15 protein-coding genes are annotated in these 24,171 nt (G+C 39.0%); 6 read left to right on the plus strand and 9 right to left on the minus strand.

Going from position 1 to position 24,171, the window contains the following annotated elements:
* Positions 1-75: 75 nt before the first annotated feature.
* On the plus strand, positions 76-2,376 hold the full coding sequence (locus AC27JP_RS10380; RefSeq protein ID WP_487114735.1) for a peptidase U32 family protein: 2,301 nt from the start codon (positions 76-78) through the stop codon (positions 2,374-2,376).
* 106 nt (positions 2,377-2,482) lie between these two features.
* Here AC27JP_RS10380 and AC27JP_RS10385 read toward each other — a convergent pair whose 3' ends face one another.
* From AC27JP_RS10385 to AC27JP_RS10425, 9 genes are all read right to left on the minus strand, one after another.
* Positions 2,483-3,505, minus strand: coding sequence for a patatin-like phospholipase family protein (locus AC27JP_RS10385; protein ID WP_487114737.1), 1,023 nt, complete (start codon positions 3,503-3,505; stop codon positions 2,483-2,485).
* 422 nt (positions 3,506-3,927) lie between these two features.
* Positions 3,928-4,233 (minus strand): hypothetical protein, encoded by a 306-nt coding sequence (locus tag AC27JP_RS10390; RefSeq protein ID WP_487114739.1) that lies wholly within the window; start codon positions 4,231-4,233, stop codon positions 3,928-3,930.
* A gap of 51 nt (positions 4,234-4,284) precedes the next feature.
* Positions 4,285-4,554 (minus strand): hypothetical protein, encoded by a 270-nt coding sequence (locus AC27JP_RS10395; protein ID WP_487114741.1) that lies wholly within the window; start codon positions 4,552-4,554, stop codon positions 4,285-4,287.
* Positions 4,555-4,665: 111 nt separating this feature from the next.
* The gene (locus AC27JP_RS10400; RefSeq protein ID WP_487114743.1) at positions 4,666-5,586 is read right to left on the minus strand and encodes an aldo/keto reductase; all 921 of its coding nucleotides are present in this window, start codon (positions 5,584-5,586) and stop codon (positions 4,666-4,668) included.
* A 134-nt stretch (positions 5,587-5,720) separates the two neighbouring features.
* Positions 5,721-7,211: a tryptophan halogenase family protein gene (locus AC27JP_RS10405; protein WP_487114745.1), complete on the minus strand. Its 1,491-nt coding sequence runs from the start codon at positions 7,209-7,211 to the stop codon at positions 5,721-5,723.
* 118 nt (positions 7,212-7,329) lie between these two features.
* The gene (locus AC27JP_RS10410) at positions 7,330-10,158 is read right to left on the minus strand and encodes a TonB-dependent receptor (protein ID WP_487114747.1); all 2,829 of its coding nucleotides are present in this window, start codon (positions 10,156-10,158) and stop codon (positions 7,330-7,332) included.
* A 557-nt stretch (positions 10,159-10,715) separates the two neighbouring features.
* Entirely contained in the window at positions 10,716-14,993 is a 4,278-nt protein-coding gene (gene pulA / locus AC27JP_RS10415; RefSeq protein ID WP_487114749.1) for a pullulanase-type alpha-1,6-glucosidase, read from the minus strand.
* A gap of 25 nt (positions 14,994-15,018) precedes the next feature.
* On the minus strand, positions 15,019-17,931 hold the full coding sequence (locus AC27JP_RS10420; protein WP_487114751.1) for a TonB-dependent receptor: 2,913 nt from the start codon (positions 17,929-17,931) through the stop codon (positions 15,019-15,021).
* Positions 17,932-18,295: 364 nt separating this feature from the next.
* Positions 18,296-18,748, minus strand: a complete 453-nt coding sequence (locus tag AC27JP_RS10425; RefSeq protein ID WP_487114753.1) for a hypothetical protein — start codon at positions 18,746-18,748, stop codon at positions 18,296-18,298.
* Between the two features lie 531 nt (positions 18,749-19,279).
* On the opposite strand from AC27JP_RS10425, the gene AC27JP_RS10430 reads away from it, so the two are divergent.
* From AC27JP_RS10430 to AC27JP_RS10450, 5 genes are all read left to right on the plus strand, one after another.
* Positions 19,280-21,268 (plus strand): glycoside hydrolase family 97 protein, encoded by a 1,989-nt coding sequence (locus AC27JP_RS10430; protein ID WP_487115201.1) that lies wholly within the window; start codon positions 19,280-19,282, stop codon positions 21,266-21,268.
* 191 nt (positions 21,269-21,459) lie between these two features.
* Positions 21,460-21,933: a hypothetical protein gene (locus AC27JP_RS10435; protein ID WP_487114755.1), complete on the plus strand. Its 474-nt coding sequence runs from the start codon at positions 21,460-21,462 to the stop codon at positions 21,931-21,933.
* Positions 21,934-22,023: 90 nt separating this feature from the next.
* The gene (locus AC27JP_RS10440) at positions 22,024-22,491 is read left to right on the plus strand and encodes a hypothetical protein (protein ID WP_487114756.1); all 468 of its coding nucleotides are present in this window, start codon (positions 22,024-22,026) and stop codon (positions 22,489-22,491) included.
* Between the two features lie 70 nt (positions 22,492-22,561).
* Positions 22,562-23,350, plus strand: coding sequence for a prolipoprotein diacylglyceryl transferase (gene lgt / locus AC27JP_RS10445; protein ID WP_487114758.1), 789 nt, complete (start codon positions 22,562-22,564; stop codon positions 23,348-23,350).
* 18 nt (positions 23,351-23,368) lie between these two features.
* Positions 23,369-24,151: a ribonuclease H family protein gene (locus AC27JP_RS10450; RefSeq protein ID WP_487114760.1), complete on the plus strand. Its 783-nt coding sequence runs from the start codon at positions 23,369-23,371 to the stop codon at positions 24,149-24,151.
* The last annotated feature ends 20 nt before the right edge of the window (positions 24,152-24,171 follow it).

Consider the following 24,171-nt stretch of genomic DNA (forward strand, 5'->3'; position numbering starts at 1 on the left):
CTTTAACGGTATTCATTCGGGAAATATACGGGTAAAATCCCTGCTCTTAAATTTAGCGAACAATAAGTTGTAAAAATGGAACCCAAAATTGAATTATTAGCGCCCGGTGGCGATGTTGATGCCATCAAAGCGGCCATTATTGCCGGCGCTGACGCGGTATATTGTGGCTTAGACACACTAAACGCCCGAAATCGCGCTGCTAATATTTCCTTCGAGCAACTTATCGGTATTATTCGTTTAGCGCATCAATACGATTGCCAAATTTTCTTAACGCTAAATATTATTATTTTAGAACGTGAATTTAAGTCGATTGCCAAATTGCTCAGCAAACTCGTTAACACCACATTAGACGGCGTTATCGTGCAAGATATCGGCATGTTTAATATTATTAAAAAGCATTTCCCAACATTAGATATTCATGCATCTACCCAGTTAACTACCCATAACATTGGCCAAATTCCCTTTCTGAAAAAACTGGGGGCGTCTCGGGTTAATTTATCTCGCGAGTTAAACCTGCGCGAAATTACCGCAATCAATAAGGTTTGTGTCGAGCACGACGTACTCACCGAAGTGTTTGTTCATGGCTCACTTTGTGTTGCCTTTTCAGGCTTATGTTATTCAACCTCTGCCAGCGTCGGTAATTCCGGTAACCGTGGCCGTTGCAGCCAAGCGTGTCGTGAAGAATACGAAACCACGCCATCAGGCCATAACTTCCCGTTAAACATTAAAGACAATTCCGCCTTTTTTGACTTACCGGCATTAATCGACGCTGGCGTGCATTCATTTAAAATTGAAGGACGGATAAAAGGCGCTAACTATGTGCATACGGTAGTTGATAGCTTCCGCAAACAAATTGATGGTTTCCTTAATACGGGCGAGCTAACCGAAGATGGCGAGCGTTTATATAAAGTATTTAACCGCGACTTTTCCAATGCCTTTTTGCGTGGTGATTTAAACCAGTCGATGTTTATTGATAACCCGCGTGATAACTCAAAAGTTCATGCGGTAAACAAATTTAAAGCTGATGAAAGCCAAGCAATTTCGGTAGTGCAAATTCAAGACGTTGAGCAAAACCTGCAAGCCGATAAAAATACTATTGAGGCGGAAGTGGTTGAAAAAATTAAACACTTAAGCATTGAAAAAGTGCCGTTAAGCTTAAGCTTTGCAGGCCAACTTGGACAAGCGTTAGCGATAACCGTAACAACCGAAGGCTTCTCTGTTGAGCAAAATACCTTTACCGTGCAATCAACAAGTTTATTAAGAGCCAGTGATAAAGCCTTTATTGACGCAGCTACCATTAACAAACGTTTTAAAAGCTTTAATAATGCTGAGTTTTTACTAAAAGAAATAAACTGCGATAACTTAAACGATGGCTTAAGCATTCCCTTTAAAGAGCTCACTGCCCTTAAAAATGACATTGCTAGCCGGTTAAATAATTCTGTCACTGTATTACCTGAAGTAACCTTACCACCCTTGGTTAGTCACCCTAAAGCTGACGTTAAAAACGGCAATAAAGCTCAATTATCACTATTAATTTGTGATGAGTCTGATGTTGAATTGGCTAATGTTACCGATGCCGATATTTACTTTAAATTACCTGATGCTTACAAGCGTGGCTGTACTAAATATGTTGGCTTTTTACAGGCGAATCCGCGTTTAATTCCGTGGTTTCCGGCAGTGTTAATTGGCAAAGATTACGATGTTGCGGTTAATATTTTAGAGCAAGTAAAACCAGAGTTGATCGTTACCAACAACACAGGTATTGCTTATCGCGCTAATGAATTAGGTATTAAATGGATTGCAGGACCATTTTTAAATACCACTAACTCATACGCATTATTAGCCTTAAAAGAAGATTTTGACTGTAGCGGCGCTTTTATTTCTAATGAAATTAATGCCATGCAGATAAAAAACATTGCTCGTCCAGATAACTTTAAATTGTTTTACAGTATTTACCACCCTATTTTGTTGATGACCAGCCGCCAATGTTTCTTCCAACAAAGTGTTGGTTGTGAAAAGCCCCGTATCGACAACGGATGTATGTTGTCGTGCGATAAGTCAACCAGCATCACCAACCTTAAAGGCGTGCCGTTTGCTATCGACAAACAAAAAGCCGGTTACCCGAGTATTTATAACCAAGACCAGTTTTTAAATATGGAAATTATCGAAGACTTATCACACTTGTTTGATGGCTTTATGATTGACTTAACTAACATTGGCGCAGGTGACAGAGCATCGCCAGATAAAGCCTTGTTGATCCAACAGTTCGAAGAATTGCTGTCTGAGCAAGCAACAGATAACGACTCAGCAGTCAAACAACAATTAAATGACTTAGTACCTGAGTCTACCAATATTCAATATCATAACGGTCTGTAAAAATAGCATTAGTTTTATGTTCTCAGATAAAACTTAGCAATTAAAAAAGCCCTGTTATTACAAAATAACAGGGCTTTTTTATTAACAAACCAACAAAATTAACTTGCTAGCTATGCTTTATCGGCGTGCCTGTTTCAGGGTCAATACGATCGAGCGACGGGCCATTGTAGTCCCCTAATAATAACTGTACGACCGCTTCACCATATTGCTCAAACCAAAAATCCCCTAGCTCTTTTAGTTTTTTAATATTGGTTTTACTGACATCATCCATCGCATCATCAGGTGGATTTGGTAAACCCGGTTGTTTTAACAGCTTGGCATTAACACGTATGTAACTGCCTTGGTCCATCATGGTAATACCTTGATAAGCCACAACGCGCTCATCACTGAGGATGTCGAGAATCTTACCTTTCGTCATCCATTGCAATGCGCCCCAACCTCTTGATTCTGGACCATTAATTTTTCTGGTCATAAAGCCAGTACCAATTGACAACACCCGTAAGTCACTAATTGATTCATCACTCCAACACCGCCTTGCTTCTGCAATTGCACACATGGTTGGATTGTTGGCAATAACACCACCATCAATAAGCCAAGACTCGTCTTGCTCTGGCGGTACTTCTAACTCTTTAGTTGGAAAATATGTTGGCGCGGCACTAGAAGCATCGGCGACCTGATAAGAGTACAAAGATTGATAATCAGCTTTGGTCGATTTAATGATCATAGGTCGGCGTTTTTCTATGGCATAAGTCACCGCTAAAATATGTTTATTTTCAGGTATATCATCAATTCGTGCCTCTTTAAATTTCTCTTTCAGCACCTTAGTTTTGTCTTTTGCTTCATATTTTGGCGCATTGACACCGTCAATCTCAAACCAACCTTTGTTTTCAGTGAAGATTTTCTGCGCGGTTTTATAGTTATATAATTTGTTGATTTCATCCATGGTCATATCTGTTGTAGCAAGTGCCAAGGCAATAATACTGCCGGTACTTGTACCAGCATAGAAATCAACACAATCTCGAATTGTTTTACCATTTAGTTGTAACTTCTCTTCCACCTTGGAAAGAAATTGTGTGGTCGCTGCTCCTCTAATACCACCGCCATCGAGTGACAAAATTAGTTTTGACATAATAGCTTCCTTTTATTTAGCAAATGTAGTTTGTTACCTTGCTTTTCCATATAACACTAATTAAAAATCTAGTAATCGCTTGTTTATTAATCTGTTATAAAAAATTTTATTAACTATAATTTTGTAAAAAACACATAGTGAGAATAGAATAAAAGAAGAAAATACGGCAATAACTAAAAGACAACTCCCTTTATCAACAAGGTATCAAATCAAGCTTAGTGTTTCTTGCTTAAATTTCCACTATTGAGATATTACGCTTCTAATTATATTTCAGAAATAATTGACGGTGGCTCCGAAATTCAGCTGGGTATTGAAGGAGAACTCACGAAGGAGAAAAAAGCCGTAATGCTAACAGAAGTAAAACCTATTATCGGTCAAAAACATTCTGGCGTGAAATAACCGGTTGACGAGATAACAAATGATTATGCGGATTTAAAATAAACGATACTAACAACCAAAACCATCACAACATAAGCCAAAAACTGTATGCCTGCTTTACGGTGTTTAATGGCAAGTGCAGACACAGTTTCATTTGTAATACCTTGTAGTATTCTTAGCCCATTAGAAGATACAAACACCAGCGGAGTTTTAAAAAGTTTTGGAGAGCCAAGTTTTTGCCAAACCTCAGCTTCATATGTTTTTACTGATTGATAATATTTATACTCGGCGATACCTGAACGCAGCATTAGTAAAAACAAAACGGAAACAAGTACAATAAACATTAACATAATGACTCCTAATAACTTTCCCCAAAAGCTGATAAATATTACTTATCAAATTTATTTAGTACGAATAATATTACCGAAAACAACGCCAATACCGGCAGCAAAAACTAATCTTAGCCCAGGGTTTCCATACATTGCCAAACCAAAAATCATACCAACGCCAGCACCAAGCGATATAGCAATGTCCATATTATTGGCCTTATTGGCACCATTACTTTCTTGCTTTTTATTTATTGTTTGGTTCCTTTGAGCACACACGGCTTCATGATATACAAACATAAAATTGGCAATTAATAAATCTACTTCCTGAGTAGTATTGAGCATAGCTTCGCAACTGGCACTTTATCTTTCGTTATTTTTCTTTCGAAAAATGACTCAACGATAAACCACGATTGGTGTTATCTGCAGGTGATAGCTTTCGTTTATTAAAATAAGTTACGGCACTGCTTGACCATTTCTTGCTTCGAGTAATCGATACCAATCTTCACGTGAATAATCTAATTCAAGAGCTTGTTTAGCTACAACTATGCGCTCAGGGGTTGTAGAACCAATAATAGGACAAATACCAGCAGGGTGTTTCAATAACCAAGCGAGAATAATCTGCCAAGGTGCACAACTATATCTTTCACTTTGTTTAGCCAATTCATTTTCAATACGTTGCTCATCGTCAACTGAGAAGGTATTGCCCCAAGCAGAATAAGCCACACCGCCCAAAGGACACCACGCAATAGGTGTTATGCCATGTTGCTGACATTGATCTAGCGTACCATCAAGTAAAGTATCGATATTATGAATATTGATTTCCACTTGGTTAACCAATAATGGCATTGAAACAGCTGACTTTAATAACTCAACTTGCGAGGGTTTAAAATTACTAATTCCAAAATGTTTGACCTTACCAGTGGCTTTTAATCGTGCAAAGGTTTCAGCCACTTCATGTACATCGAACAAATAATCAGGGCGATGCAATAGAAACATATCTAAATAATCAGTATTTAACCGTTTGAGTGAGCCTTCGACACTTTCTAACAAATATTGCTGACTAAAGTCATAACGTGTTGGTGCGTAGCTGTCTTGATCATTATTACGCGGTCGAATTCCTGCCTTCGAGGTGAGAATAATTTGCTCACGTAACCGTGGCTTTTCTGCCAGTATTTCACCAAACAGACTTTCACATGCCCCGCCACCGTAGATATCGGCATGATCAAAATGATTATAGCCCTCTTCCAAAGCGGTCATAATCGCGCGCTTGCCTTTATTGCGATCATCAGTGGTATTATCGCCGGCAATGCGCATACAACCATAAATAAAACGTGAAGATTCGACCGTTGAGTTGCCAATTGATATTTTTTTCATATCTGTCCTTATCCTAAAAATTTTTTGTATTTAGTGATCGTTAGTACCTACATCAACGCTTGTTAATCGGGTACAACAATTTATATCCAATTAAGGTACTCGCATCAACAAAGATAACGGTTTTAGTGCATATTCTATAATTTGCAAAAATTTTCTAAATACTCGTCGTGCGTCGGTAGCTTAGATAAAGGTTCGAGCTTAATATTTTTAATTTTCTCTAACATTACATTTAACTGCTGTAATGGCATTTCATTGGCCATAGGGTGATAATCCTGTGGCTCTATTCCTTGTCCTAGCATGACTTGTAACCAAGAGCCCTCATTAAATAGGTCATTTTGTTCACGAAATATTTTGCCACTTTCTTTAAATAATTTAATTTTTTCCGCTAGTGACTTTGGAATTTCCATAGCTCGTAAATCGCGCCACAATTGGCTGTCGTCTCGTTGGTTAACATGATAATGCAAGATAATAAAATCTCGGATTTGTTCAAATTCTACTTTCGACTGCCTATTATATTCATCAACTTGCGCTTCACTAATACCGTTTTGCGGAAACATATGAATAAGCCGAACAATTGCCGATTGAATTAGGTGAATACTGGTTGATTCCAGAGGCTCTAAAAAGCCGCTAGATAACCCGATGGCAATAACGTTTTTATGCCATTGCTTACGTCGACGGCCAGTGGTGAACTTGATCACTTTAGGCTCAGCTAAAGGCTCAGATTCAATATTAGCCAACAGTAATTCTTTAGCTTGCTTATCAGTATAATGTTTACTGCTATAAACCAGACCATTGCCATTTCTGTGTTGCAAAGGTATTCGCCATTGCCAGCCGCCCGCATGGGCAATTGAGCGCGTATAAGGTAATGTTTCATCAAACCTTTTTGATGGTACAGCAATAGCGCGATCACAAGGTAGCCAATGCCCCCAGTTTTCATAGCCGGTATTTAATGTTTGCTGAATTAATAAGCCTCGAAAACCTGAGCAATCAATGAATAAATCGCCACTAACTTCTTCTCCATTTTGAAGAACTAAAGCATTAACATTACCAGAACTCTTGGATTGCTTAACGTTGGCAACCATGCCTTCGGTGCGTTTAACGCCAATTTTTTCGCTAAATTTTCTTAAAAATCGCGCATACAAGCCAGCATCAAAATGAAACGCATAAGGGATATCGATAATAGGATCTTTCGATTTTATTTGCGCAAATTTACCTTGCGTTGCGCATAGATAATTTAGGTCATAATCCCATAAGTGATTTTCTAAGCCAGCATCTTGTGCACGTTTTAAATAATGATGAAAATGACAAAATGGTGAGCTTTTACCTGCGGCGCCAAAGGTATGAAAATAACTTTCTTCGGTATTTTTCCAGTGTTCGAACTTAATGCCAAGTTTTATCGTCGCCTTTGTTTCTCGTAAAAATTCGGCTTCATTTATACCTAAAGCACTATTGAATAACCGAATCGGTGGGATAGTGGCCTCGCCCACACCAACACTGGCAATATCATCAGACTCAACCAACTCAACAGCAACACTCGTTCCCATTAATTTTTTGATCAACGACGCTGACATCCACCCCGCAGTGCCACCACCTAAAACAACAACTTTTTTAATGTTATTTGCCATTTGTAATTCTCTTTCTATCAAATTTAGCTAGTAATTTTTTATCAGTAAAAATAATAAAACCTGCTAGAAGCCTAGCAGGTTTTATAGTTACAAACACATCATCAAATTCTTGCGATAATTAAAACTTGTAGTTAATACCTAAAGAGTAATTAGCACCATATGATTGATAAGATCTAATTTGACGAGAGTCTGCCGCTTCAGCTTTCAATGTATCTTCATCCGTTATATTTTGTGCTTGCAAAGTAATACGTAAGCCTTCAAGTGATGCAATACCTGATTCTTTAAAGTCATAACTAATTTGCGCATCCCAAACTTCTGAACCTAAATCTTCAACAGGAACAAGTGCTAAACTTAGGCCACGCTCTTCTGTTAAAAATTCATCACGTTTAGTACCGGCAATACGGAATTCAAAGCCTTTGTATTCATAGTAAGCTGTTAATGAATAACTTTCTTCTGAAAGGCCTGGAATTCTTTCTCCATCTTCTAACTCACCATCAAGAAAAGTCGCACTAACGGCAATACCAAAACCTTCTAAGTTTTCATGAATCAAACGAAATGGCAAACTCGCTTGCAACTCATAACCTCTAACAAAGCCTTCTAAACCATCTTCAGTTGAATCAACTAAGCCATCAAAACTAACAGGGGCTAGATGCTCGCCACCATTGGCACAATTTTCATCATTATCTACTATGTTCTCGGGTGAGATTACACCATTTAAATAACAACCTTGTGATTGGTGGTATCCTTCAATGTAAAACGCAGATAAATCAGTAGCTGTATCTCCGCTTCTATGCCAATTTTTTAAATCTTTATAGAAAAACGTTGCCGCAAAATAACCATCGTCAGCAAAATAGTTTTCGTATGACAAGTCAAACTGGTTCGCTTCAAGTGGTTTAAGAGTTGGATTGCCTGAGCTGCCAGACCATGGGCTATTTTGAATAGCAGAGCTGCCAATTTGTTGATCATTAAACGCAAATGTGACGCGGTTATTTGGTTTCATATCATCCATACGTGGACGACTTAACACTTTCCCCATGGCCGTACGAATAAATTGATTTTCAGCCACTTCAAAGCTTAAATTTAATGTTGGTAAAATATCGGTATACGAATCACCACCAGTTGCAGGGGTCGCATCTACACGACCATTTGCATTGTCTACCACCGAGTAGCCTGTTGATTTTTGGTCAATATTAATCGCTTGTAAGCCAATATTACCACTCATTAATACATCACCAAACTCAGCTTCTAAGTTTAATTTTACGTAAGCAGACAATTGCTCTTCTTCAACAGTATAGGTATCACCCAAGCGATCGGTTTGCACTAATGAAGCTGCTGTTTCGGTATAATAGCCACTTTTATATAAGCCAAGACTGTCGTATGCCAAGACTCCATTAATACCAATAAAGCCAAGGTCAGCAACCCCTAACACGTTAGGGATTGGGCCATCATTTGGATACTCTGGCGCTGTTAAGTAGTCACCTTCATTAATTTTTTCTTTAGTACGATCTGAGTATAAAACACCGGTTTCAACCCCAGAAATAATGCCATACTCTAACAAGCCTTCAACTTGTAAGCGCACACTATCTAAGTCTTCTTCAAACTCTGGTCGGTTAATAAAACCATCTTGCGCGTCACTACCAATAATTGGTGCACCCCACGCTTGTGGGCCAGCTAAACGCATTAAACTTTCATCTGTATAATCAACACCTGCTAATGTTGGGTGGTCACTATACATAACACCTGTAGATGTCATCTGCCAAGAGCGCGCAGCAGCAGGACGACCATCAACACCAGCACGACCGACGCCAGAATAACTTTCAACATCAATAATTGACTTCTCTACTGAGCCGGTAGATACATCTAGCTCTACTGTCCAATCATCATTTAACGCATACTCTACATTTAAACCAAAGGTCGTTAATTCTGAGTCTTGGGTACGAGCATCATTTCGCACTACTGAATGAAAACCATCCCAGTAACCTGAGGTTACTAAACCGTCTTCAACATTGGTTTCAGTATAATTTACGCCGCCCCACACTGGGCCGCCTTCTTCTAGGCCACGACGAACATCGTTTTCATTAAAGTCTATGTATAAAGCATCAAATTGTATTTTTAACGCATCTGTTGGTGCGTATTCAACGATTGCAGCAATCGAATCGCGCTCTAATAGTGCTGAACGAGCAAATGAGTCATGGCCACCTAAAATTTTGTTACCGTCTGGGGTATCTGCATAGCCCCAGGCACGAAAGTTTTCTTCTTGACGAGGAGTTTCCAAAGATGACAAGACTAATGCAACACCTAATGTGTCATCCATAAACTTATCAACGTAGTTAAATGAAAAACGATGACCATCGTTATCATAATCTGGGTTGGCCGAATCTTTTTTGTTTTGCTCAAAGTTGGCATTGAATGCCATAACTGGCTCAGAATTTAGCGGGCTTACTGTTTGTAAATCAACCGTGCCACCAATGCCTTGCGATACTAAACCAGCTTCAGGGGTTTTATATACCACGACATTAGAGACGATTTCCGTTGGATATAAGTCATACTCAACACCTCGGTTGTCACCCATACCTAATAATTCACGACCGTTAAGAGAAGTGCCAACATAGTTTTCATTAAAACCACGAACCGATAAACCACTGGTGCGGCCATTTCGTCTTTCGCCAGTCACACCAGGAAGACGTGCTAATGATTCAGCAACACTGGTATCAGGAAGCTTACCAATATCTTCAGCCGATAATACTTCAACAATAGAGTTTGAACTCATTTTAATTGCTTGAGCACGCTGTAAACTGCCGCGTATGCCGGTAACTGTTATTACTTCAACTTCTTTTTCTTTTGCTTTTTCATCAGCCACTTCTTCTGCAAGAGCAGGCAGACTTAATGCCATAAAGCCGCTTGATAGCAAAGCCAAAGTTACTCGGCTTGGTTTGAAACTTAACATTGGTGAACTCCCCTAAACATCCCTGCTTTAATTATTGTTCAGCGTTCCTGCGCTGATGTAACTAATTTGTATTTGCTTTTCTCTGCATTTTTAGCAGACGCTCCTAATATAGTGTGAGCAATAAGTAATGAATACCATCTGCATACGTATTCATCACACCGTTCAGCTGGTAAGCGTTAATTGATGCCTTTCACCAATGACTTATTGAATTAATGAAACAAAGATTATTCTAATGATAAAACAATAGCTACTTTCAATAGAGCTTTTTATTTATTCTCCAAAATCTCTTTAAATACAAAGGATAATGGAAAATTTCATTCTCTCACTTCAATAAAGCTAGTTTGGATTACACTAATTTACAGATGATTACCCATTTCAATAAATCAATGCATTTTACAATTGCAGTCAGCGCTGAATACGTATGTAAGCCAGCCAAATAAAATAGCATCCAAAGAATAATGTTATCGTTTTGCAATAAAAAACGCTCTAGCAAGCTAGAGCGTTTTAATAGTTACGGAGCAATGCTAAATCATTAGCCTGCTCTAATTCATTACTATTTACTTTTTCGATATGGTTACTGTTGGCGCTTCCGGATTAGGTCCTGTGACCGTAAACACATAAGTCCCAGCTTCATCAGCAGTGAAAGACAAATTATCACTTGAACCCTGCGATAAGATTAGTGGCTGATTTAGGTTAGCAACATTACCTTCATCACCGGCACCTAAGTTGAACGTAGACCAATCACTTGAAGCGACTTTAAAGCCATAACCTGCTGCATCTAAATCAATTTCAACAGAATAACTTGCATTTCCTTGATAAGTCACTTCATCCACTACACCCCAATCATTCATCTCACCACGAACATATACACTGGAACCAGCAAACATTTCTGCTTTGAAGACGGAAATTGTTGGAGCCTCTAAATCAGAAGCATCGAAAGTAAAAGTATATTCTTGCTCAGTAGCAAAGGTCATCGTTAAATTATCATTACTGCCTGACAACAATAATTGTTCTTCTGTTAATAGCACTTCTGCATCATCCGCTGGTGCCCCCATGTTAACAGTTGACCAATCCACAGAGGCAACTTTAAAGTTATGGGTAGCAGCATTAACAGTAAAGGTAGCAGAGTATTTACCATTACCAATATAAGTCAGCGGATTTGTTTCCCCCCAACCATTCATATCACCGCGAATATATGGCACGGTACCCAAAAATGGTTCCTCATTTGTGACAGTTAATACCGGTGCTTCAATATTTGAGGCATCAAGGGTAAAGGTATATGTAGACTCAGTAGTTATTGATAATGCTAAATTATTGCCACCGGAGGCGAGTGAGAAATCAATATCCTCTTCAACCACATTACCTGCTTGTGGAGCGCCCAAGTTAACTGTACTCCAATCGCTAGAAGCAAGTTTGAATTCATAGTCTTGTGCTGTTAGCTTAATTGAAGCTTGGTAAATACCGTCACCACGATAAGTTAACGCATCTGTTGTGCTCCAATCATTCATGCCACCACGCACATAAACCGCTGTATCACCATAAGGTACTACATCAGGTGCTCCAGATGTTGCGATTGCGGATAAACCAGCTCCCTGTTGCTCACCTTGTGCCTTAACAAATACCGCTGTTGTTAGTGCTGGCACCGTAAATGTCCCCTCATCTTCGCCTTGATTAAAGCTGGCACCAGAAGCCGTACTATCAGCTGAATTTAACTGCACACTATGTAAACTAAAATCTTCTGCAGTAGGTACTGTATGCGACAATTCAGTATTTGAGCCATTTACGACAACGACGATAGCATCATTTGCCGGATCTAAATCTTCCAAATCACTGCCATCATCAATACTCATAACAATTAAGCCTTGAGTTTGGCCTTTACCGATATTATGAAAACCAACACGGTTAATAATATCTTGTGCGGTAGTTAAGCTAAATAAAGGGCTAGTCGTTCTAATATTTAAGAACTCATTGAAAACACTTGAAGCAAATGAAATTTCAGCCACTCCAACATTACTATCGGCATTAAGTGCAATACGTAATAACTCTTCATCACTTTTGCCACCTTTATCAAGAGGTAATCCTTTATTCCAGTTATTACTGTCAAAGGTAAAATCAACAAAATTGTACCAATCACCCGCATCATAGGTGTTACGATCTAACGACTTAGAGCGTAAAAAATCACCGCCCATTTGTAAGAATGGAATACCTTGAGAAAGTAATACAATTGAATGTGAAACATTCTGAGCTCTAACTCGTGCTTGCATATCCATTGAAGGAGAAAGTACAAACTGCAATTGATCCCATAAGGTTTCATTATCGTGTTTTGAAATATAGTTGATGACATCAGCAGGGTCTTTAGCATACATATTTGGTGAAAATGCACTACCTAAACTGCTAGTGCCACTGGCACTTTTCAGCACATAATCGGCAAGTGAACCGGCTAGGCCAAGTTTAATAATATCTTGCTGCTTATAGGCATCATTATCATTGGCATCATTACTAAAGAATTTCCCTTTTCTAATACCATCACGCAAGCGGTCATTAAAGGTGCCTATTTCACTACCTGCCATATTAAATTGGTTCGCTTGTTCAAAACCACGATCATCACGGGTCCAGCCTTCACCATAAAAATGGGTATCACTGTCAATCGCTTGAATAATATCTCTGGCGGCAAGCATTTGCTCTTTCGAACCATGGCTCATAATGTCAAAACGAAAACCGTCAAAGTTATAATGCTGGGTCCATATTTTTAACGAATCCACCATCACTTTATTCATCATACGATGTTCAAGTGCAGTATCGTTACAACAAGTTGATTGAATAATAGCACCTGTTTCGATATTTCTACTGTGATAGTAGCCCGGAACAACCATATCCAAAACTGAGTTGTTCGATAAGCCAGCAGAGCTAGTGTGGTTATAAACAACATCTAACACGACGCGTAAACCTAAGTCGTGTAAAGCTTTGATCATAGCCCTCATTTCAGTAATACGAGCTACACCATCAGCGTTAGAAGCATAAATGCCATCTGGTACATTAAAATGCTTAGGATCATAGCCCCAGTTAAAGCTATCTACTTCGCGTAGCGCGTTCATTAAATTTGCCGCGTCATTTGAGTAGCTATTGTAACTTTCAAAAACTGAAGCCAGTGTTTCATCCGCCCCCTCAACACCGCAAACAGGCGCATCAGCTTTAATAGCACAAAGCTCTGCTACCGTATTATCCATATTAACTATAGATGCAGGGTCTTCATTGATTGATGCAATATCATTTGCCGGTAACATATGAAAATAGCTTAAGCCATTATCGACCAATTTTTGTAAATGTTGCACAGGTAAAGAATTTGTTTCAGTAAAGGCTAAGTACTTACCCCTGTTTTCCGCATCTGTACTTTCATCTAACGCGCTAAAGTCACGAATATGGCCTTCATAAATAACCGCATCTTCATAATTGCCAGCAGCAACTACGTTATGATCTTGCCAGCCCTCGGGCATAAGCTCAATATCAGTTAAATCAACAAACTGGGAGTAATCACCATTGGTAGAAAGCCCCACAGAGTATGGGTCGGAGGTCAATAAGGTTTCTAATTGTTTACTTTGATAATGATAAACTGACAATTCAAAGCGATAGAATTGGCGATCTAAACTCGCATCACCTTGATATGACCAAACACCTGTATTGGCGTCTTCAGTCATTGCTTGGCTAGCCGTTTCCTTTTTATCAGCGTCATATACTTTTAGCGTTACACTTTGCGCTGTTGGTGCCCATACGGCAACATTAATATTTTCATTGTCGTAAGTAACGCCAAGCGTCGCTTCATCTGCATCCGCCTCACCTTTGGTATAAACATCGTCAAGCGCTTTAGCTGTTTGCACATAAGTGGCTGCAATCGCTTTGCCTTCACTGTTGTAACCAACTAAAACCTGTTGATTTTTTAATACCACTTTCGCTTCATCTATCGACCAATCACCTGAAAATGCTTTCCATTCACTAACAAGTGGAGCATTAGCTTTTTGTTCGTCTGATAAGTCGACGGCAGACAAAGTAATTGCTGTACCGTTAACGTTATCATTGTCATCCGCTTCAATGTCTGCATTGGCCGAATGATGCAGGCGAACCTCAGTTACCGCTTCATCAACATTCCAAGCAAAAGTGTTACTATCAATCCAATGCGCAGCATAATCAGCAATTTGTAAAGGTTGCTCACCTAATGAAACAATAGGGTATTCAAAAATTGACGCAACACCTGAAAAAGTGAAGTTCATCCGTTGATATGTTTCATCATCTTGTTTTAGTGGCATTTTAAAATCACCACCGCCAAACTCTTTACCGGCGTCATCAGTACCTTTATGAATGATGAAGTTACCACAATCACTAAAGTCATCAATTAAGTTTACAACCCAATAGGCGCCATAGTTAGCATCTACACCGGTATGCACTAAACCATTGTCCCAACTTGGCGCTAGCGAGTCTTCAGCATAAGCATTGCAGGTAGGATCATTCCAATTGTGCATTTTGTATTCATCATACTCGCCGTCGGCACGGTTATAATAAAGTACGGCTTGAGTGTCACTTGGAAAGAATTCTGGCGCAGGTGCGTCAGGATCAACCCCCACAACACAACTCTCATTTAGTGCATCTGGTACTGTAGGCACTGGACATTGAATAGGCTCAGGTGCTACACACGTTGATCCAGTAGCATCTGGCACCATAGGTACATCACATGTTAGTAACGTTGTACCTGACTTTGTTGAATCTGAACCGCCACAGGCAGACAGTACGATAGTAATAAATGTTATAGCAAGCAGCCGTAACATTGAGTTTTTATAAAACATAAATTCTACTCCAATAGCTAGGTGCTTATAACGAATAAGTCATACCCAAAAAGAACTGGCGGCCAAAATATTGAATCGTTCCTGTTTGCGCTTTAACGCCAAAGTAACTTTTGGTTGGCTCATCAGTCAGGTTATTGATTTGAAATACCACATTAAAATTATCGTTAATTTGATACGAAGCTTGGTAATCAACAATGGTTTCAGCATCGTAATTAACTGTTTGAGCTTCTACGGCAACTTGCTCAGATACAAATTCATCGCGATAACGAATGCTGGCACGGGTTTCAAAACCTTCATATTCCCAAAATAAGGTAGTTTGAAAGACATTTTCAGATAACCCTGGCAATGAAATAGGTAAATCTTGTAACCCTGTCTTTGATATTTGTTGAATTTCACTTTCGGTATACGAATAACTTGCTTGCAAACCTAAGCCTGACCAAAAATCAGGTAAGAAAGAGAATATTTGCGTATAAGTAAACTCAATTCCTTGTATATAACCTCCTTCTTCATCATTAAATGCGGTTTCGAAAGAGCCATTTCTTACTTCTAACGGCACGCCACTTACTGGATCAACCATTTGCTCTGGTACCGCTAACCCGTTGGCAGCAAAGTCATACTCACTAATGGTTTGTGTCACTATACCTGTTGAATCAATATCTTTATAAAAAATCGCTGCAATCAGTGAACCATTGCCTTCTTCGAAATACCTTTCATAAGACAGATCATATTGATTAGCATAAAAAGGTTTTAAATGCGGGCTATTTTTAGCTTGACCACTAATTTCAAAGTAAGTTTCAGTTTCGGTTGAAATTCGGGTTAAGTTAGTACTGCTATTTGACGCCAATCTATCGATATTTGGTCGACTCATCACCTTGGCAGCAGCAAAACGTATTTGATCACTATCAGTTAACCTAAAGTTCAAGTTCATTTGCGGTAAATAGTCTGTATAACTGTTGCTAATTTTCGTTGGAAAATATCTATCATTAACTAAGCCAACTTCATCAGTGATATACTGCGCACCTAACGCGACATCACCACCAACATCTTGCAATGACGTAGCCGCTTGTTTAGTGTCGACCACCCGTACACCAATATTACCGGTAACAGGAATACCGCCAATTTCCGCATCAATATTAGCCATAATATAAACGGCTGTAATATCTTCAAATACAGTGCCGCTTTCTTTCAACGTCCAATCATAGTTATTCAAATATGGGTTTTCACCATTTACCGCATCACCTGAAAAACCCCATGTTTGCACGGGCTGAGGAACACCATTAGGGAACCAAGCATTAAGTACCGCATCTTGATCTAGCGCTAGGTAGCTGGGGAAATATGAAAAGTCGCCTGACCAATTAACAACAGTCGCCATATCAGAGGTTATATTTAACGGAGCTTCAGGAGAATTGAAGCTACTATCGCTGCCATATTCGAAAACTGATCTCTGGTTGTCATACTCACGTTCAGAGTAACGAGCACCAAATTCGATAGATGAAAAATAGTCATTATCTAATTGATAGGTAAAATCTAAACGAACAGCACTAACTTCATCTTTATTTTCATATGGATAAATGCCGTATTTTGTCACCATCACCTTATTTAAATCAGTTAAGGCGTCAGCTTGATTAAAGCCGACATCAGGAAGGTTTAAGCCATTTAATCCGTAGCTAATAGAAACATTATTATCAAATTCTGGGTTTTCAGCGTTAGCATCAGTAGAGACCAATGACCAAATCAAACCATTTCGAAAGTTACTCTCTGCTGAAGAATAAGAAAGATCGATATTGACATTTAAGCGCTCTGTTACATCCCAATCCGCATTTAAACCTAAGCTTTTTACTTCATCATGATCGGTATTATCATCATTGACGACTTCAATACGCGTTGCACTGTTCGAGGTGCGATTAAACGTACCGCCAATAATTGAATTATCGTGATAAATAGGGTTACTAATCGCGGCTTGACTGCCCTCAAGTTTTACCCGATAGCCGCGTGCAAATTCTTCAGAATCAAATTTTGAGTAAAATCCGTCAAATTTTAAATTAAAGTTATCAGTGGGTTGCCACTCTATAGTGGTTACATAACCATTGCGGGTTTCTTCACCACCTTTATGTTGTAATTCAAAACCTTCACTAATAAATTCACATTCAGGACAACTTGTTGTGCCACCGGTATCTCCTTCAACTTGATCAACATCTCGGGATTTATCATAAGCTAAACCAATGAATTGCTGAGTTGCACTCGGCTGAAATAAACGTGCATAACCAAGTGCAACACCTAGTGTTTCATCCATAAATTTACCTTGGTATGAAACACTAAAACGGTGTCCATTCGAGGTAGCATCTGGAATATCACTTGCTAAATCGTTATACATACCACGTGCATTAACAGTAAACTTATGTTCTTGTTCATTTTTTAGTGGGTTAGCAGTTGTCATCTCAACAGAGCCGGCAACACCACCTTCGATCATTGAGACTTTGGGTGACTTATAAACCGCTGCGTTTGAAATTAACTCAGACGGGTATTGGTCAAACTCAACACTGCGTTGACCACTAGTAGAAACTTGTTCACGGCCATTTAAGGTGGTAGAAATAAAGCCACCCGACATACCGCGAATATTTATTTCAGCGGCCTGACCACCGGTTCGTACGGCAGAAATACCTGGTAACCGCGTTAAGGCATCAGCCATTGAAACATCAGGCAAGGCACCTAAGTCATCAGCGGTGATTTGTTCAGAGACTGTATCGGCAAAACGCTTTTGATTGATAGAATCAATCAGTGAGCGACGAAAGCCAGTAACTTCAATAACTTCAATTTCTTTGTCAGCTTGGCTTTCTTCTTTTTCATCAACTTGTTGAGCATAACTGGCCCCTGACAAAGTTAATAAACCACAAGAAATCATCGCCAATGTGAGCTTATTGGGCTTGGATTTAAACATAATAGATTTTCCCTCTATATCATCCTTGAATTTTTATTTTTTGCTTTTATTAATTCATGGCTATTAATTTCATAGCTGATTAAATATAGAAGGCTTCTTTAGATATGCACAGAGTATGCATACGTATTCACAGACTCCCCCTTCCCATAATTTTACTTATAGAAAGAGTATGTTTTTGCTAGACAAATCAGACATCATCCCTTTGAATAGCTGAGTTACCGTATAATTATCTCCCCCTTAAACGTCTAACATTGTCAACAAATTTCATTCTCATTTAGATGCTGAATACGTATGCAGATATTCAGCTAAAACTAAAAAACTTAGCGGTCAAATACATCATTAGAATGAATGACTTCAGCATTAATTATTGCACACTAAACATTAAGGTATCCGTTTGGCATTGATAAATACTCATGGGCATACCATTTTCAATCACTTGTAGAGTTTTCTTGTTTAGCTGTAGTTTATAATCTCCAGGAATTAAGCTGTACACTAAGCTTAAATCTAGCATAGTTGCGACATTGCCCTTAGCTCGAATCAATTGATAGTCAGTAGATGTCGGTTTTGAACGTTTCACCATAGGTCCTTGATATGAAACCTGCTTGCCATATTTATCAGTGATGATAAAAAGGTTTGAGGAAAAACCTTCTAAAGGTGTATACCAAGTTAATATTGATAAGTCACTATCACATTGATTCAATAGTACAAAGTCAATAAAAATACCGTCAACTATGCATTGCTCTGCGGCAATATTTAATTTACAACTTATTGGTGGCTGTTCAATTTCAAAATCATTTTGATCAAATTCGGTCGGCATAAACCCTTCCATAATTTAGAGCTCCTTACTACGACTCATTAACAACATAAATAATAAGCAGCATTTAACAAGGTAAAATAACGTTACGCTAATTTTAATACGCTATGCCTTGATATCGCATACTTAACCGCTATTGGTAAATTCCATTTACTTTTTAAGTAAAGCAGTGTTTTCAATAAACATCACGATTAATTGTAAAATTATTTTTCGCTATGCATTTGAAAATATATGATCAGCCTACGAGCAAAAACAGCTGTTACCTTAGCTGTTTGCATATTGAATTACTCTCATCACAATAAAAATGGCGACTAACTATCTGTCACTATTGCTGAACTCCAAATAGCTAAATTGCTACTACTAATACGCAGCTGTATTAAATGGTTAACCAGTTACGTGAATACGTATGCAAGTTAATGTATTTTGCCTGCTAGCGTTTTATGCTTGAACAACGACTTTTTAACAACTAGAGCAATAATGAAAAATATCGCGTTCCCTTTATCCGCACTGTTTATTGGCTTATTTTCCAGCGCCATGGTTTTAGCAAAAACAGTACATGTCAGCTCTCCAGATAATAAAATCACCATTAGTGTTAATGATGACAACCAACCTAATTACCAAGTAATCTTTGATGGCGAGCCGGTAATTACCACGTCAAAGTTAGGCATGTTATTTAACAACGCGCATGGTTTTAGCGATGGTTTCAAAATCACTTCAGTAAGCAAAGCGACTGCAGACTCAACGTGGCAATTACCATGGGGAGAGCGTAAAAATGTTATCAATAATCATAATGAATTACTGCTCACTTTCACCACAGAGCGAGATAGCGCCAACCAATACAAAGTTCGCTTTCGCGCCTTTAACGAAGGTATTGGTTTTCGTTATGAAGTACCGAAGCAAAAGGGTCTAAATCAAGTAGAAATTACTGATGAACTCACTGAGTTTGCTTTAGCCAACGCAAAAGAATCGACCGCCTGGTGGATACCTGCTCGCGGCTGGAATCGTTATGAATATGTTTACAACACGACAAATGTTGAAAGTGTTGATAGAGCCCATACCCCGTTCACTTTTAAATTACCTTCTGGCACCCATGTCAGCATTCACGAAGCCGCGCTAGTTGATTACGCTGCCATGACTATTAATCAACAGCGCCCAGGTACTTTAAAGGCTGACTTAACACCTTGGTCAGATGGCAGCTTAGTAAAAACTAAAACAAGCTTTAAATCGCCATGGCGCACCATACAAATCAGTAAAGACGCGGTCGGTTTATTAAATTCAAACTTAATACTCAACCTTAATGAACCCAACAAGCTTGGTGATGTTTCTTGGGTTGAACCAGGCAAATATGTTGGTATTTGGTGGGGCATGCACATTAATGCCAATACCTGGGGCAGCGGTAAAAAGCACGGTGCCACCACCAGCGAAACCATGCGCTACATGGACTTTGCCGCTGAGCATGGTTTTTCTGGCGTGTTAGTGGAAGGTTGGAATATTGGTTGGGATGGCGAATGGTTCAGTAATGGTGATGTCTTTAATTTTACCAAGCCGTATGATGATTTTGATATCGCCAAAGTAAGTCAGTATGGTGCGGAAAAAGGTGTACGTTTAATTGGTCATCATGAAACATCGGGCAGTGTTACCAACTACCGTAATCAAATGTCAGATGCTTATGCACTTTATGAAAAACATGGCGTTAGCCAAATAAAAACCGGCTATGTTGCTGATGGTGGCAATATCAAACGTATCGATGAAGATGGCATAGTGCGCAAAGAATGGCACGACGGCCAATTTATGGTCAATGAATATCTGCACAGTATTACTGAAGCCGCTAAGCATAAAATTAGCATCAATACCCATGAGCCAATTAAAGCAACTGGGCTACGCAGAACCTACCCTAACTGGATAGCGCGCGAAGGCGCTCGAGGCCAAGAATTTAATGCTTGGGGCACACCACCAAACCCACCTGAGCATACCGCAATACTCCCTTTTACTCGTTTACTAGCTGGCCCGATGGACTTTACCCCAGGTATTTTTGATATGAGCTTCAACGGTTTAGGCAGTGAAAGTAACCGACCACAAACCACTTTAGCAAAGCAACTTGCACTATATGTTGTACTTTACAGCCCTATTCAAATGGCGGCTGATTTACCCAAAAACTATCAAGCAAATATGCCTGCTTTTCAGTTTATTAAAGATGTACCTACCGACTGGCATGAAAGTATCGCCATTGCTGGTGAAGTTGGTGACTATGTAGCCTTTGCTCGTCAAGAGCGCTATGGCAATGACTGGTATTTTGGTGCCCTTACCGATGAGAATGCTCGTGAAATCACCTTGAAATTAGGCTTTCTTGAGCAAGGTAAACGTTATCAAGCACAAATTTATCGTGATGGTGACAAAGCTGAATGGATAAACAACCCGTATGATTTAATCATAGAAAATAAAGAAGTGACTTCTAGCGATAAAATGACCTTAGCGTTAGCCACCAGTGGCGGTGCAGCAATTCGTTTTAAAGCCTTAGATTAATCTACCGAACAAGTATTATTAACCACCCGAAAGCCACGATATTTTATCGTGGCTTTTTTACCTCACTTAACTGCATTTACTATCGCCACTTTAGCTCGCTTAAAAAATTCAACTTCAAGCACTAATCAAACTCCCTTATACTCAGTTTCAGCAAAGAAAAAGTTGTAACAAAAATAAGAAAAGGAATACTTGTGAGAACCTCTGTTAAATACCGTCTGATATTTTTAGCAATTGCAATAACGAGTTATTATTTAGGTTTTAAGTTTATTCCTGAAACGACAACTGAAGCATTCGGCTTATATTCGGTAATTATCGCAAGTGTTGTTTACTTTCTCATTTTGCCGATACTCTATTGGTTTTTAATCATTAAAGCCGGTAAGCAAAAAGCTTGGAAATTATTGATTATTCTCAGTCTTTCCAGCGCCGTAGCCCGCTACAGTTTCCCAGAAGACATCGCACAATACTTTGATTTTATTTTATGGTTGCGTTATCCCATTATTGCCGTGTTACTGATAATTGAATGCTATTTAATGTTTGTTATTGTTAAAGGACTTTGGCAAGCACGTAACTTATCTGGTGATCCACACATTGGTGCCATTGAAAAATACGATGATGAAAAAAAACAAGGCTTAGCACTAACCTTTGCCACAGAGCCCGCAAGTTGATACTACACGATTCCACGCTTATCAAAAAATCATCCAAAATCACTTAATAAAATTACCTTATTGTCAGGCAAAGCTTGGCACTTTTTCGCTATGACATTAGGCTTAATTCTGGCGGCAACTGTTAGCTATAAACTACTGGTGGATTGGAGCGAAATAGCAGCATCAATGGCGGCAATACTTATTCTCTATGGATTTATTTTAATGGCAGCAAATTATCGTTTATCACGTCATTACTCCATCTACATCCAAGATAACAAATTGATCATTAACAACTCTATTTTTAATTTTATGCCGGTGCATTTAGCTGATATTACATCGGTTGTCTTAAATAACGCTGAGGAATATGAAAGCAATGGAAGCAAAACCAGTGATTTATTAAAAATAGGCCGTGCTAAGCAGCACAATATAAAAATCACCTTCAATCAGCCGGTAAAATACTGGGGCATGATGGGCGCGTTCGTTGAATCATTCGAACAAGTTTTAATCAACGTTGAACAACCAACTGAATTTGTTCATGCTTTGGCACAAATTAATTCACCACAACCACAAGTAGCTTGATAGAATATCGGCAATTAGGCTATTACTTTAGTTCAGCAATTTTCACTATAAGCATGATAAGGGTATTTCTTTGCAACATTTAGTTTGGGATCTTGATCCGGTATTTTTCTCCATAGGACCACTTACCGTCCATTGGTATGGTGTGTTATTCGCGACCGCAATTCTTTCTGGTTTACAGGCAATGAAATGGATATTTCAAACTGAAAAACAAGATACGGTCGCTTTAGATAATTTATTGGTTTATATCGTTATTGGCGTCATAGTTGGCGCTCGCTTAGGTCATTGCTTCTTTTATGATCCCAGCTACTACTTTGCTAATCCAATGAAAATACTTGCCATTTGGGAGGGCGGACTTGCCAGTCATGGTGGCGGTTTAGGCGCTATTATTGCTGCCGGTTTTTACAGCAGAAAAAATAATATGAATTTTATGTGGCTTCTCGATAGATTAGCCATCTGTACCGCACTGTTTGGCTTTTTTGTGCGTAGTGCTAACTTTGTTAATTCAGAAATTCTCGGCACCGCCAGTGATGTGCCTTGGGCCGTTGTTTTCTCAAGAATTGACAATGTTGCTCGCCACCCTTCTCAATTGTATGAAGCGTTTGCCTACTTAGCGATATTTTTTATTTTAATGGTTTTTTATAAACAAAAGAAAGAAAAAACGCCACAAGGTTCGGTTCTTGGCGTATTTTTAATTCTAATTTTTACTGCTCGCTTTCTGATTGAAATGTTAAAAGAAAAACAAGCCGCTTACACCGCAGATATCATGTTAACAGCTGGGCAAATGTTAAGTATTCCATTTTTTATTGCCGGTATTGCGCTAGTTATTTGGTCGGTAAAAAACAGCAAACAAATAAAATAGTACCCAGGTCAAAAATCTATGAGTAAAAAATATTACGTGATATGGAAAGGCGCGAAAACAGGCGTTTTTGAACATTGGAACGATGTTAAAAATCACACCCAAGGACGAGCTGATGCACAATACATGGGTTTTGCTTCTAAAGCAGAAGCTGAGCTCGCTTTTCAATCGACTTACACTAAAGCACTAACAAAACGCTCAATGAGCAAAAGTAGCACGACTAAACCTAGCGCTTTTGCGGCTTATGTGAAAGCAAGTGACGCGCCTTCAGCCGCTAAGCAAGCAGCCGATATCAACATTTATTGTGACGGTGCCTGCTCTCCTAATCCAGGTAAATCTGGTACTGGTATGGCGGTATATCAAAAACAAAAATTAGTAGAACTTTGGTATGGTTTGTACCTTCCGATGGGCACCAATAATACCGCTGAGCTCAACGGCATGTTAGCGGCATTTAGATACGCACAAGTACATATAAAACAAGGTAAAACGGTGCAAGTATTATCTGACTCTAAATACTCTATTGACTGCATAACTAAATGGGCAAAAGGCTGGCAGGCAAAAGGTTGGACTCGTGGCAAAGGTGAGGAAATTAAAAACCTTGAAGTCATCAAGCAATGCTTTTCACTTTATCAAGCCTTAAAAGCGAACTTAATTATTAGCCACGTTAAAGGCCACGCTAATATTGAAGGTAATGAACTTTCTGATCGCATGGCGGTATTGGCGAGAATGCAACGAGAAACAGCTTTAGTGCAATATCAAGAAACCATTGATATTAAAACTATACTGGCGATGCCATCGGGCTAGTGATCTTTATCACAAGTATT

The sequence above is a fragment of the Colwellia sp. SU-HH01172 genome (assembly GCF_057553355.1).

Coding starts and splice junctions, on each gene's coding strand:
- AC27JP_RS10380 (WP_487114735.1), top strand. CDS start 76: ATGGAACCCAAAATTGAATTATTAGCGCCCGGTGGCGATGTTGATGCC.
- AC27JP_RS10385 (WP_487114737.1), bottom strand. CDS start 3,505: ATGTCAAAACTAATTTTGTCACTCGATGGCGGTGGTATTAGAGGAGCA.
- AC27JP_RS10390 (WP_487114739.1), bottom strand. CDS start 4,233: ATGTTAATGTTTATTGTACTTGTTTCCGTTTTGTTTTTACTAATGCTG.
- AC27JP_RS10395 (WP_487114741.1), bottom strand. CDS start 4,554: ATGCTCAATACTACTCAGGAAGTAGATTTATTAATTGCCAATTTTATG.
- AC27JP_RS10400 (WP_487114743.1), bottom strand. CDS start 5,586: ATGAAAAAAATATCAATTGGCAACTCAACGGTCGAATCTTCACGTTTT.
- AC27JP_RS10405 (WP_487114745.1), bottom strand. CDS start 7,211: ATGGCAAATAACATTAAAAAAGTTGTTGTTTTAGGTGGTGGCACTGCG.
- AC27JP_RS10410 (WP_487114747.1), bottom strand. CDS start 10,158: ATGTTAAGTTTCAAACCAAGCCGAGTAACTTTGGCTTTGCTATCAAGC.
- pulA (WP_487114749.1), bottom strand. CDS start 14,993: ATGTTTTATAAAAACTCAATGTTACGGCTGCTTGCTATAACATTTATT.
- AC27JP_RS10420 (WP_487114751.1), bottom strand. CDS start 17,931: ATGTTTAAATCCAAGCCCAATAAGCTCACATTGGCGATGATTTCTTGT.
- AC27JP_RS10425 (WP_487114753.1), bottom strand. CDS start 18,748: ATGCCGACCGAATTTGATCAAAATGATTTTGAAATTGAACAGCCACCA.
- AC27JP_RS10430 (WP_487115201.1), top strand. CDS start 19,280: ATGGTTTTAGCAAAAACAGTACATGTCAGCTCTCCAGATAATAAAATC.
- AC27JP_RS10440 (WP_487114756.1), top strand. CDS start 22,024: ATGACATTAGGCTTAATTCTGGCGGCAACTGTTAGCTATAAACTACTG.
- AC27JP_RS10450 (WP_487114760.1), top strand. CDS start 23,369: ATGAGTAAAAAATATTACGTGATATGGAAAGGCGCGAAAACAGGCGTT.